We start from the raw sequence: 11,645 nt of genomic DNA, 5'->3' as shown, positions 1-11,645 counted from the left end.
CACCCAGCCCCGCCGGCGATTGAGGCGCGGGGCCTGGGGCAGAGCCCCAGCAGCCACCGGCCCGCAGCCGAAACACCGACGGCAGCCGAACCGCAGGGCACGGGCGCAGCCCCAGCACCACCCACCGGCGGCAGCCGGGTCAGCGACGGCAGCCGAAACACCTGCGTCAGCGGACCGGGAGGACCGCCGACACCCTGAAGCCGCCCGCCTCCGTCGGGCCCGACACGAAGACCCCGCCCAGCCCCAGCACCCGCTCCCGCATACCGACCAGCCCGTTCCCCCCGCTCGGCAGCCCGACCCCGTCCGCCGCCCCCTCGGACGGCCCGTTCTCCACCTGCATCGCCACCTCGCCCTCCCGGTGTGCGAGCCGCACCACGACCCGCGCCCCCGGAGCGTGCTTGTGGCAGTTGGTGAGCGCCTCCTGCACCACGCGGTACGCCGTCTGCTCCACCTCCGCCGCGTACACCGCGCACGCGCCCTGTACGACCATCTCCACGGCCATCCCGGCCGCCCGCGACTGCCCGATCAGCGCCTCCAGCTCCGCCAGCGAGGGCCCCTCGTCCGAGCCGCCCGCGAGGGCGACCGGCCCCGCCGTCGCCACGGCCGCGGCGACGGCCGCGGCCGGCTTCGGCGCCGCCCGCAGCACGCCGAGCATCTCCCGCAGCTCAGTGAGCGCCTGCCGCCCCATGTCCCCCACCAGCGCGGCGTTCTTCGCCGCCCGCGCCGGGTCCTTGGCCGCCACCGCCTCCAGCGCGGCCGCGTGAACGACCATCAGCGACACCCGGTGGGCGACCACGTCGTGCATCTCCCGCGCGATCCGGGTCCGCTCCTCGGTACGGGCCCACTCGGCCCGCTCCTCCGCCCGGTCCGCCAGCAGCGACAGTTCCCGTTCCAGCGAGTCGGCCCGTTCCTGGAGGCTCTCCATCAGCCGCCGCCGGGCGCCGATGTAGAGCCCGAGCAGCACCGGGGGCACGGTCAGTGCGACCGCGACGAACCCGGACAGCGCCACCACGAGCGCCGGATCGGCCTCCACGTCGCCACGCGTTTTGAGGTACATCACGATGAAGGTCGCCACCAGCGACATCGAGGCGAGCGCCGCGATGATCCGCCGGGGCACCTCGGACGAGGCGAGCGAGTACATGCCCACCACCGACAGCAGGAACCCCGTCTCGGCCGGCGCCACGGCGATCCCCACGAGCACCACCGCGATCGGCCACCGCCGCCGCAGCACGAGCACGGACCCCACCGCTGCACCGAACAGCACCCCGGCGGGCACGGGGATCCCCGCCTCGTGCGCGAAGCGGACCCCCTCCCACGCACACTCCGCGGCGGACGCCGTGGCCAGCGCCACGTCCACCACGGCATCCCGCCGCCGCGCCCACCACAAAGGCGGCCCGGCACGGCCTTGCTCTTCCCCCGTACTGGTCATGCCGTCCAGCGTACGCAGGCGCCCCTACAGACCACCGACAGAACCGACGCGGCCGCGAACTCCCCCAAAGCGCCGATCTTTAGCGTCGCATCGAAGGCCGGTGGTGCGGCATAGTAGGTGCCGGCGGCTCGACCACAGTGACGCAATGTCTGGTTTAGTCGTAAACAGTCCCCTGTGGTGTAATTGGCAGCACTGAGGCTTTTGGTGCCTTATGTCCGGGTTCGAGTCCTGGCGGGGGAGCTTTCGCATCTTCGGGTCCTGACCGCTGCGGTCGGGACCCGGCTTCGTTTGGGGCACCCGGCCCACCGGTATCCTTCACGGGTCCACCCCCGAAGCCGAAGGGCACACCCGTGAGCGCCAACCGCCCGGCAGCCGTCGTCGTACTCGCAGCGGGTGAAGGCACCCGCATGAAGTCGGCCACACCCAAGGTCCTGCACGAGATCTGCGGGCGCTCGCTCGTCGGTCATGTCGTCGCAGCCTCCCGCGAGCTGGACCCCGAACACCTCGTCGTGGTCGTCGGGCACGCCCGGGAGCAGGTCACCGCACACCTGGCCGGCATCGACGCCGATGTCCGCACCGCCGTCCAGTACGAGCAGAACGGCACCGGCCACGCCGTCCGCATGGCCCTGCAGGAGCTCGGCGGGCCCGTCGACGGCACCGTGATCGTCGTCTGCGGCGACACCCCGCTGCTGACCGGGGAGACCCTGGACCGGCTGGCGCGGACACACGCCGCCGACGGCAACGCCGTCACCGTGCTCACCGCCGAGGTGCCTGACTCCACCGGCTACGGCCGCATCGTGCGCGACGCCGGCGGCGCCGTGACCGCGATCGTCGAGCACAAGGACGCCACCGACTCCCAGCGCGCGATCCGCGAGATCAACTCGGGCGTCTTCGCCTTCGACGGCGCCCTCCTCGCCGACGCGCTCGGCAAGGTCCGCACCGACAACAGCCAGGGCGAGGAGTACCTCACCGACGTCCTCGGCATCCTGCGCGAGGCCGGGCACCGGGTCGGCGCGGCCGTGGGCAGCGACCACCGCCAGATCCTGGGGATCAACAACCGCGTGCAGCTCGCCGAGGCGCGCGCCCTGCTGAACGCGCGCCTGCTGGAGCAGGCCATGCTCGCGGGCGTGACGGTCGTCGACCCCGCCAGCACCTTCGTGGACGTGACCGTCACCTTCGGGCAGGACGCGATCGTGCACCCCGGCACCCAACTCCTGGGCGCCACGCACATCGCCGAGGGCGCCGAGGTGGGCCCCAACACCCGGCTGCGGGACACCCGGGTGGGCGCGGGCGCGCGCGTGGACAACACGGTGGCCGAGAGCGCGGTCGTGGGCCCGCAGGCGAGCGTGGGACCGTTCGCGTACCTGCGTCCGGGCACGAGCCTCGGGGCGAAGGCGAAGGCCGGTACGTACGTCGAGATGAAGAACGCGACGATCGGCGAGGGCACCAAGGTGCCGCACCTGTCGTACGTGGGCGACGCGACGATCGGCGAGTACACGAACATCGGCGCGGCGAGCGTCTTCGTGAACTACGACGGTGAGCACAAGCACCACACCACCGTCGGCTCGCATTGCAAGACGGGGTCGGACAACATGTTTGTGGCACCCGTCACCATCGGGGACGGGGCCTACACGGCCGCCGGATCCGTGATCACGAAGGATGTGCCCCCCGGCGCGCTGGCCGTGGCCCGTGGCCAGCAGCGGAATATCGAGGGCTGGGTGGCTCGCAAGCGTCCGGGAAGTGCCGCCGCCACTGCGGCGCAGTCGGCGGTCTCGGAGGACTCCGAGCGCCCTTGAGGTGAACTGACCGGAAACAGGTGCGTCTCGAACGGCGTACCGTGATAGTGCACGCAATTCGGCTGGCTCACCGTGTGCGGGACGGACGCACATGGGGGCGAGCAGCTTCAACACGTCTGAGGAGACAGTGCTGTGACCGGGATCAAGACGACCGGCGAGAAGAAGCTGATGCTCTTCTCCGGCCGCGCCCACCCCGAGCTGGCCGAGGAGGTCGCGCACCAGCTGGGCGTCGGCCTCGTGCCGACCAAGGCTTTCGACTTCGCGAACGGCGAGATCTACGTCCGCTTCCAGGAGTCGGCGCGTGGCGCGGACTGCTTCCTGATCCAGAGCCACACGGCTCCGATCAACAAGTGGATCATGGAGCAGCTGATCATGATCGACGCGCTGAAGCGCGCGTCGGCGCGTTCCATCACCGTGATCATCCCGTCCTACGGGTACGCCCGCCAGGACAAGAAGCACAAGGGCCGTGAGCCGATCTCGGCGCGTCTGGTGGCGGACCTGCTGAAGACCTCGGGTGCGGACCGCATCCTGACGGTCGACCTGCACACGGACCAGATCCAGGGCTTCTTCGACGGCCCGGTGGACCACCTTTCGGCGCTGAACGTCCTCGCGGACTACGTGGGCGCCAAGGTGGACCGTACGAAGCTGACGATCGTCTCCCCGGACGCCGGTCGTGTGCGGGTGGCGGACCGCTGGTGCGACCGGCTGGACGCGCCGCTGGCGATCGTGCACAAGCGCCGCGACAAGGACGTCGCCAACCAGGTGACGGTCCACGAGGTCGTCGGTGAGGTCAGGGGCCGCGTCTGCGTCCTGGTCGACGACATGATCGACACCGGTGGCACGATCTGCGCCGCGGCCGAGGCGCTCTTCGCGCACGGCGCGGAGGACGTGATCGTGACGGCGACGCACGGCATCCTGTCGGGTCCCGCGGCCGACCGACTGAAGAACTCGAAGGTGAGCGAGTTCGTCTTCACGAACACGCTGCCGGACCCGTCCGACCTGGAACTCGACAAGATCACGGTGCTCTCGATCGCCCCGATGATCGCGCGTGCGGTGCGCGAGGTCTTCGAGGACGGTTCGGTGACGAGCCTGTTCGAGGAGCAGCAGTAACCGCTGCGGCTAGATCCTTTTGAAGTGCGGCCTCCCCGCCGGGTAGACTCATGAAGTTGCTCGGCGAGGGAGGCCGCACTTTCGTGTGCGGGTGCTCCGTTATCGACGCGCTCTTCGTAGCAGGCCGTTTCGGCCGGGTGACTTCAGTTTCGTTTTCCGTCACCCCACGAGGAGTGAGCATGTCCGAGGTCAAGCTTTCCGCCACCCTGCGCGACACCTTCGGCAAGGGCTCTGCCCGCCAGGCCCGTCGCGACGCCCTGACCCCCGGTGTCATCTACGGCCACGGCACGGACCCGAAGCACGTCAACGTCGAGGCCCACGGCCTGATGATGGCGCTGAAGACCCCGAACGTCCTGCTGTCCCTGGACATCGCCGGCGGCGGCAACGAGCTGGTCATCCCGAAGGCCGTGCAGCGTCACCCCCTCAAGCGCACCATCTCGCACGTCGACTTCCTGATCGTCCAGAAGGGCGAGAAGGTCGTCGTCGAGGTCCCCGTCGTGACCGAGGGCGACCTGGCCGCCGGTGGCAACCTGCTGGAGACCCTGCTGACCACGATCTCCGTCGAGACCGAGGCCACCCACATCCCGACCGAGATCACCGTCTCGATCGAGGGCCTGGAGGCCGGTGCCACGGTGCACGCCTCCGACCTGGTCCTGCCGGCCGGCACCACCCTGGCCGTCGAGGGTGAGACCGCCGTCCTGCAGGTCGTCGCCCCGCAGGCCGAGGAGCCGGCCGCCGAGGGTGAGACCGAGGGCGCCGAGGCCTGAGCCTCGCCCCTTCCTCTCAGCAGTTGCTGACCGACCGCCGTCCGGCTCCACTGGAGCGGGACGGCGGTCGTCTTCGTTCTAGGCGGTAAGGAGCTTTTGATGTCGGACGACGCGGCGCCCTGGCTGATCGTGGGTCTGGGCAATCCGGGGCCGGAGTACGCCGGGAACCGCCACAACATCGGGTTCATGGTGGCGGATCTGCTGGCGGAGCGCATCGGCGGCAAGTTCAAGGCGCACAAGGCGCGGGCGCAGGTGGTCGAGGGCCGGATGGGTCCGCCGGGGCCGGCCAACCGCCGCGTGGTGCTGGCGAAGCCGATGTCGTTCATGAACCTGTCGGGTGGTCCGGTGACGGCTCTGCGGGACTTCTACAAGGTGCCGCTGGAGCGGATCGTCGCCGTCCACGACGAGCTGGACATCGACTACCCGACGCTGCGTCTGAAGCTGGGCGGCGGGGACAACGGACACAACGGCCTGAAGTCCATGACGAAGTCGATGGGTGCGGACTACCACCGGGTGCGGTGCGGCATCGGGCGGCCGCCGGGCCGGATGCAGGTCGCGGACTTCGTGCTGAAGGACTTCTCCTCCACGGAGCGCAAGGAGCTGGACTGGTTCGTGGACCGGGCGGCGGACGCGGTGGAGTGCCTGGTCGCGGAGGGCCTGGAGCGCGCCCAGTCGGCCTACAACGGGTAACGCTTTCAGCCCCCTTCACAGGGACAAGTGGCCCGGAGCAGGTCAGTTCGTCACAAATGTGGACGCCTGGCTCTTGACCGGGGCGGTGTCGTGTCAGCATGCTGGCGCCGCCGCCCCCCATGGCCCCATGCTTCGCTCTCTCCTCAGAGGTGCCTCGATGCTCCGTTCCCATAAGCGCTGGGCGGCTGTTGCCACTGCGCTGCTCCTCTCCGCGTCCGCCGGCCCGGCGTTCGCCGCCGACTCCTACGAGGTGCCGCTGCACCAGGCGAAGGACCTGCCGATCTACGCGGCGCAGTACAAGGGCAAGCCCGGCGACACCTGCGCCTCCATTCCCGCCACGAAGGACGGCTGGCACTTCATAGCGCCGGGCAGCCCCAACGAGGTCTCCTTCGTCAAGCTGACGGTGAAGTTCGAGCCGGGCGGCGAGCAGGTGATCACCACCTTCGGTCCGCCGAACGAGAACCACGCGTACGCGGCTTCGGAGCCCGGCGCGAAGCTGGTCTCGGCGGTCGCCCTGGTCGAGGGCACCACGGGCGGCGGCAAGAAGCTGGAGTGGTTCAACCTCTCGCACACCTGCCCGTCGACGGCCACGACCGAGCCGACGCCTTCGCAGTCCTCCACCACGCCGGCGCCGTCGACGTCGACCTCGGCCTCGGCCTCGACGTCGCCGAGCTCCAGCACGTCGGTCTCGCCGTCGGCCTCGACGAGCACGAGCCCGTCGTCGACGAGCGGGTCGCCGTCCTCGTCGGCGTCCTCCCCCGTCCCGTCCGCGTCGGCCTCGGCCTCCGGCGGCACGACCGGTGGTGACCTGGCGAAGACCGGTTCCGATGCTCCGATCGGGCTGCTCGCCACGCTGGCGGCCGCGCTGATCGGTGCCGGGGCGCTCCTGCTGGTCCGCCGCCGCAGGTCGGGCGCCCAGGGCTGAGCCTGGTCGTAGAAGAAAAAGGGGGGTCCCCCGCGCCGGTCGGTCGGCGCGGGGGACCCCCCTTTCACAGGTACGGCGGCGGGTCAGCCGGTGTTGCGCAGACCCGCGGCGACGCCGTTGACGGTGAGCAGCAGGGCGCGGGCGAGCAGCGGGTCGGCTGCCTCGCCGCGGGCGGCGGCCGCGCGCTGGCGGGCCAGGAGGGAGACCTGGAGGTAGGAGATGGGGTCGAGGTAGGCGTCGCGTACGGCGAAGGTCTGCTGGAGCACGGGGTGGGAGTCGAGGAGCTTCTCGCCTCCGGTGATGCGCAGGACCTCGCGGACGGTGAGTTCGTGCTCGGCCTCGATGCGGGCGAAGACGTGCTTGAGGTGGTCGGGGACGAGGGTGTCGACGTAGTGGCGGGCGATCCGCAGGTCGGTCTTGGCCAGTGTCATCTCGACGTTGGACAGGAAGTTGCGGAAGAAGTGCCAGCGCTCGCCCATCTCGGTGAGGGCGTCCTCGTGGCCGGCTTCGCGCAGCGCCTTGAGGCCGGAGCCGACGCCGTACCAGCCGGGGACGATCTGGCGGGACTGGGTCCAGCCGAAGACCCAGGGGATGGCCCGCAGGCCGTCGAGGCCGGCTCCGGAGTCGGGGCGGCGGGAGGGCCGGGAGCCGAGGTGGAGGTCGGCGAGCTGGTCCACGGGGGTGGCGGCGAAGAAGTAGGCGGGCAGGTCGGGGTCTTCGACGAGTTCGCGGTAGGCGGCGTGGGCGGCGTCGGAGACGGTGTCCATGGCCGCGTCCCAGCGGGAGAGGGCCTCGTCGGACTGGCGCGGCGCGGTGTGCAGGGCGGAGGCCTGCAGGGTGGCGGCGACGGTCAGTTCGAGGTTCTCGCGGGCGAGGGAGGGGACGAGGTACTTGTCGGAGATGACCTCGCCCTGTTCGGTGACCTTGATCTCGCCTTCGAGGGTGCCCCAGGGCTGGGCGAGGATGGCGTCGTGGGAGGGGCCGCCGCCCCGGCCGACGGTGCCGCCGCGGCCGTGGAAGAGGCGCAGGCGGACGCCGTAGCGGTGGGCCACGTCGCGCAGCCGGCGCTGGGCGCGGTGGATCTCCCACTGGCTGGTGGTGATGCCGCCGAACTTGGAGGAGTCGGAGTAGCCGAGCATGACCTCCTGGACGTCGCCGCGGAGGGAGACCAGGCGCCGGTAGGAGGGGTCGGCGAGCATCTCGTCGAGGATGACGTCGGCGGCGCGCAGCTCGTCTGTGGTCTCCAGGAGCGGCACGATGCCGATCTTGGCCCAGCCGGCGTGGAGGTCGATGAGGCCGGCTTCGCGGGCGAGGACGGCGGCGGCGAAGACGTCGTCGGCACCCTGGCACATCGAGATGATGTAGGACTCGATGACCTCGGGGCCGAACTTCTCGAAGGCGTCCTTGACGGCTCCGAACACGCCGAGGGTCTTGGCGCCGGCGGCGTCGAGGGGTGCCGGGGTGGGGGCCAGCGGGCGGCGGGAGCGGAGTTCCTTCGCGAGGAGCTTCTGCCGGTAGTCGCGGGGCATGTCGGCGTAGCGCCAGGACTCCTCGCCGAGCCGGTCGAAGAGCTGGCCGAGGGCGTGGTGGTGGGCGTCGGCGTGCTCGCGTACGTCCATGGTGGCGAGCTGGAGGCCGAAGGCGGCGAGCGTGCGGATGGTGCGGTCCATGTGGCCGTCGGCGAAGAGGCCGCCGCGGTGCTCGCGCAGGGAGGTCTGGATGAGGGTGAGGTCGGTGAGGAGCTCGGCGGTGCCGAGGTAGTCGCGGCCTTCCTCGTGGGGGATGCCCTTGGCGAGGCGCTCGCGGGTGTTGAGGAGCTTCTGGCGGATGCAGGTGGCCTTGAGGCGGTAGGGCTCTTCGGCGTTCAGCCGCTTGTAGCGGGGGCTGATCTCGGGGAGGCGTTCGAGGTCGACCTGGAGGGAGGCGAGGAGTTCCTCGGTGGCTCCGGTGTAGCGGATGGAGTTGGACAGCAGGCCGCGCAGGAAGTCGACGAGTTCGAGGGCGTCGGTGATGCCGTGTTCGTGCTGGAGGATCAGCACGTCCCGGGTCACGTCGGGGGTGACGTTGGGGTTGCCGTCGCGGTCGCCGCCGATCCAGGTGCCGAAGGTGAGGGGCCGGGTGCCGGGGGGCAGCTCGATGCCGACGCGGCGCAGTTCGGCGGCGAGGTCCTCCAGTACGTCGCCTACGGCGCCGGCGTGCAGTTCGTCGAGGTAGTAGATGGCGTTGCGGGCCTCGTCGGCGGGCTCCGGGCGGACGACGCGCAGCTCGTCGGTCTGCCAGACGAGGTCGATGTTCTCGGCGAGGCGCAGGTCGTGGCGGCGGCGGTCGCCGGCGCCGGTGACGGGCTCCTCCAGGAGGGCCGCGATGCGGCGCAGCTTGTTGAGGACGCTGCGGCGGGCCGCCTCGGTGGGGTGTGCGGTGAAGACGGGGCGGACGTTGAGGTTCTTGACCGTCTCGCGCAGGTGCTCGGGGTCGGCGTCCTTGAGCATGTCGGCGGTGCGGGCGAGGAGCCCGCCCTCGGCGGCGCGGTGGGCGCGCAGTTCCTTGCCGCGGTGGACCTGCTCGGTGATGTTGGCGAGGTGGAAGTAGGTGGAGAAGGCGCGCACGAGCTTCGCGGCGGTCTCCAGGTCGGTGTCGCCGAGGAGGGCGGCGGCGGCCTCGCCGTCGGTGCGGGTGAGGGCGCGGACGCGTTCGACGAGGTCGAGCAGGTCCTGGCCCTCCTGGCGTACGAGGGTCTCCCCGAGGAGGTCTCCGAGGCGGCGGATGTCCGCGCGCAGTTCCGCGTTGGCGGTGGCGGCCGGGGTGACGGGGGCCTGCTGGGCGGCCAGGGGGGCCTTGTCAGCACTGCTCACAGGTGCGGCTCCTTGCAGTGTTCGAGCGCTACTGGGCGGTGGGCTCCCGGCCGTGCGCGGCGTGGACCCGCCGGACTCCGTCCGGGGGACCGCCGCTTTTGAGGTGTGGCTCGGGCTGCCCGTGCGGACCGCGCTGTCCGACGGGGACCAGGATAGGTGTCCGACGCCTGTGCCTGGGCAAACGTCTCATAGGCCGAGTCGTACGGGGTCGGGTGGCCGGTGGGGGCGCGGGCGCACTCCTGTTGCCGTGGCCGCGCTCCTCTTGTCCCCGGCCAGGGCTTTGCCATACTTACGATGCCGTAGGTTACGGACCCGTAGGGTTCCGTGGCCGTCGAGCCTGCCGACTTCCCTCACCCCCCAGGGGACACCCCATGACCACCAGCCCCGATCTGATCGAGGGTGCGTCCGCGCCCTCCGAGACATCCGTGCCGTCCGCGACGCTGGGCGGCGAGAGCAAGCGGTCGATCGAGCAGCTCGCCCTGCTTGCGTTCATCACCGTTCCCTTCGTGGCGCTGCTGGCGGCGGTGCCGCTGGCCTGGGGCTGGGGGGTGAGCTGGCTGGACCTGGGCCTGATGGTGTTCATGTACTTCCTGGCCTGCCACGGGATCACCATCGGCTTCCACCGCTACTTCACGCACGGATCCTTCAAGGCGAAGCGGCCGCTCAGGATCGTGCTCGCGGTGATGGGTTCGATGGCGGTGGAGGGTCCGCTGGTGCGGTGGGTGGCCGACCACCGCAAGCACCACAGGTTCTCGGACCACGAGGGCGACCCGCATTCGCCGTGGCGGTTCGGTGAGACGGTGCCGGCGCTGATGAAGGGCCTGTGGTGGGCGCACATCGGCTGGCTGTTCGACGAGGAGCAGACCGATCAGCAGAAGTACGCCCCGGACCTGATCAAGGATCCGGCGATCCGGCGGATCTCGCGGGACTTCATCTTCTGGACGGTCTTCTCTCTGGCGGTTCCGCCGCTGGTGGGCGGCCTGGTGACGATGTCGTGGTGGGGGGCGTTCACGGCCTTCTTCTGGGGCTCCCTGGTGCGGGTGGCGCTGCTGCACCATGTGACGTGGTCGATCAATTCGATCTGCCACGCGGTGGGCAAGCGGCCGTTCAAGTCCCGGGACCGGTCGGGCAACGTGTGGTGGTTGGCGGTGCTGTCGTGCGGCGAGTCGTGGCACAACCTGCACCACGCCGATCCGACGTCGGCCCGGCACGGTGTGCTGCGGGGGCAGGTCGATTCCAGTGCGCGGCTGATCCGCTGGTTCGAGCAGCTGGGGTGGGCCACTGACGTGCGGTGGCCGTCCGCGGCCCGTATCGACGCCCGGCGCGGGGAAAACCGGCCGAACGCGGCATGATGGGGGGCGTGGCGATCGACGGCGGTACATCCAGCAGCGACAAGCCCCGGCGTGGCCGCCGGGTGCGGATGACGGGCGCGGAGCGGCGCCAGCAATTGCTGGACATCGGCCGGGCCCTATTCGCGGAGAAGGGCTTCGAGGGCACGTCGGTGGAGGAGATCGCGGCGAAGGCCGGGGTGTCCAAGCCGGTGGTGTACGAGCACTTCGGCGGCAAGGAGGGGCTGTACGCGGTCGTCGTGGACCGGGAGATGCGCCAGTTGCTGGACGGGGTGACGGGCGCGCTGACGGCCGGGCATCCGCGGGAGCTGCTGGAGCAGGCGGCGTTCGCGCTGCTGGACTACATCGAGTCGTACACGGACGGTTTCCGGATCCTCGTGCGGGATTCTCCGGTCGCGCAGTCGACGGGTACGTTCGCGTCGCTGATCAGTGACATCGCCACGCAGGTGGAGGACATCCTGGGTCTGGAGTTCAAGGCCCGCGGCTTCGATCCGAAGCTGGCGCCGCTGTACGCGCAGGCGCTGGTCGGGATGGTGGCGCTGACGGGGCAGTGGTGGCTGGACGTGCGCAGGCCGAAGAAGGCCGAGGTGGCGGCGCATCTGGTGAACCTGGCGTGGCACGGGCTGGACGGGCTGGAGTCGAAGCCGCAGCTGGTGGGCCGCCGCAAGAGCTGAGGGCTGTGACGGCGCCCTGTCACCGGTGGTCCGGTGGCGGGGCGCCGTCGCGT

The 11,645-nt window shown here is 70.7% G+C and carries 9 protein-coding genes and 1 tRNA gene; 8 read left to right on the top strand and 2 right to left on the bottom strand.

Annotated elements, in window-relative coordinates:
• Positions 1-166: 166 nt before the first annotated feature.
• Entirely contained in the window at positions 167-1,429 is a 1,263-nt protein-coding gene (locus ACFWFZ_RS11250) for a sensor histidine kinase (RefSeq protein WP_387119934.1), read from the bottom strand.
• Positions 1,430-1,597: 168 nt separating this feature from the next.
• Between ACFWFZ_RS11250 and ACFWFZ_RS11245 the strand changes: the two genes are divergently transcribed.
• From ACFWFZ_RS11245 to ACFWFZ_RS11220, 6 genes are all read left to right on the top strand, one after another.
• Positions 1,598-1,669: transfer RNA gene (locus ACFWFZ_RS11245), tRNA-Gln, on the top strand.
• Between the two features lie 110 nt (positions 1,670-1,779).
• Complete coding sequence (gene glmU, locus ACFWFZ_RS11240) at positions 1,780-3,225, top strand: bifunctional UDP-N-acetylglucosamine diphosphorylase/glucosamine-1-phosphate N-acetyltransferase GlmU (protein ID WP_387119931.1); 1,446 nt, start codon at positions 1,780-1,782, stop codon at positions 3,223-3,225.
• 132 nt (positions 3,226-3,357) lie between these two features.
• Complete coding sequence (locus ACFWFZ_RS11235) at positions 3,358-4,335, top strand: ribose-phosphate diphosphokinase (RefSeq protein WP_046778899.1); 978 nt, start codon at positions 3,358-3,360, stop codon at positions 4,333-4,335.
• A 179-nt stretch (positions 4,336-4,514) separates the two neighbouring features.
• Complete coding sequence (locus tag ACFWFZ_RS11230) at positions 4,515-5,102, top strand: 50S ribosomal protein L25/general stress protein Ctc (RefSeq protein ID WP_387119927.1); 588 nt, start codon at positions 4,515-4,517, stop codon at positions 5,100-5,102.
• A gap of 99 nt (positions 5,103-5,201) precedes the next feature.
• Positions 5,202-5,792, top strand: coding sequence for an aminoacyl-tRNA hydrolase (gene pth / locus ACFWFZ_RS11225; protein ID WP_387119924.1), 591 nt, complete (start codon positions 5,202-5,204; stop codon positions 5,790-5,792).
• A gap of 157 nt (positions 5,793-5,949) precedes the next feature.
• Positions 5,950-6,717: an LPXTG cell wall anchor domain-containing protein gene (locus tag ACFWFZ_RS11220; RefSeq protein WP_387119921.1), complete on the top strand. Its 768-nt coding sequence runs from the start codon at positions 5,950-5,952 to the stop codon at positions 6,715-6,717.
• An 83-nt stretch (positions 6,718-6,800) separates the two neighbouring features.
• On the opposite strand, the gene ppc is transcribed toward ACFWFZ_RS11220, so the two are convergent.
• Positions 6,801-9,569: a phosphoenolpyruvate carboxylase gene (ppc, locus tag ACFWFZ_RS11215; RefSeq protein ID WP_387119918.1), complete on the bottom strand. Its 2,769-nt coding sequence runs from the start codon at positions 9,567-9,569 to the stop codon at positions 6,801-6,803.
• 371 nt (positions 9,570-9,940) lie between these two features.
• On the opposite strand from ppc, the gene ACFWFZ_RS11210 reads away from it, so the two are divergent.
• Both ACFWFZ_RS11210 and ACFWFZ_RS11205 read left to right on the top strand, forming a co-directional pair.
• On the top strand, positions 9,941-10,921 hold the full coding sequence (locus ACFWFZ_RS11210; RefSeq protein WP_387119915.1) for an acyl-CoA desaturase: 981 nt from the start codon (positions 9,941-9,943) through the stop codon (positions 10,919-10,921).
• The gene (locus ACFWFZ_RS11205; protein WP_387119912.1) at positions 10,918-11,592 is read left to right on the top strand and encodes a TetR family transcriptional regulator; all 675 of its coding nucleotides are present in this window, start codon (positions 10,918-10,920) and stop codon (positions 11,590-11,592) included. Before ACFWFZ_RS11210 ends, ACFWFZ_RS11205 begins: the two co-directional genes overlap by 4 nt.
• Positions 11,593-11,645: the final 53 nt, after the last annotated feature.

The organism is Streptomyces sp. NPDC060232, from assembly GCF_042726555.1.
GTDB lineage: Bacteria > Actinomycetota > Actinomycetes > Streptomycetales > Streptomycetaceae > Streptomyces.
The sequence above is the reverse complement of the archived record's forward strand: the minus strand, read 5'-3'. Positions and strand labels throughout refer to the sequence as shown.

Bases quoted from the DNA above. Each gene is read 5' to 3' on its own strand.
- ACFWFZ_RS11230 (WP_387119927.1), top strand. From the start codon at position 4,515: ATGTCCGAGGTCAAGCTTTCCGCCACCCTGCGCGACACCTTCGGCAAG.
- ACFWFZ_RS11205 (WP_387119912.1), top strand. From the start codon at position 10,918: ATGATGGGGGGCGTGGCGATCGACGGCGGTACATCCAGCAGCGACAAG.
- ACFWFZ_RS11210 (WP_387119915.1), top strand. From the start codon at position 9,941: ATGACCACCAGCCCCGATCTGATCGAGGGTGCGTCCGCGCCCTCCGAG.
- pth (WP_387119924.1), top strand. From the start codon at position 5,202: ATGTCGGACGACGCGGCGCCCTGGCTGATCGTGGGTCTGGGCAATCCG.
- ACFWFZ_RS11250 (WP_387119934.1), bottom strand. From the start codon at position 1,429: ATGACCAGTACGGGGGAAGAGCAAGGCCGTGCCGGGCCGCCTTTGTGG.
- ACFWFZ_RS11220 (WP_387119921.1), top strand. From the start codon at position 5,950: ATGCTCCGTTCCCATAAGCGCTGGGCGGCTGTTGCCACTGCGCTGCTC.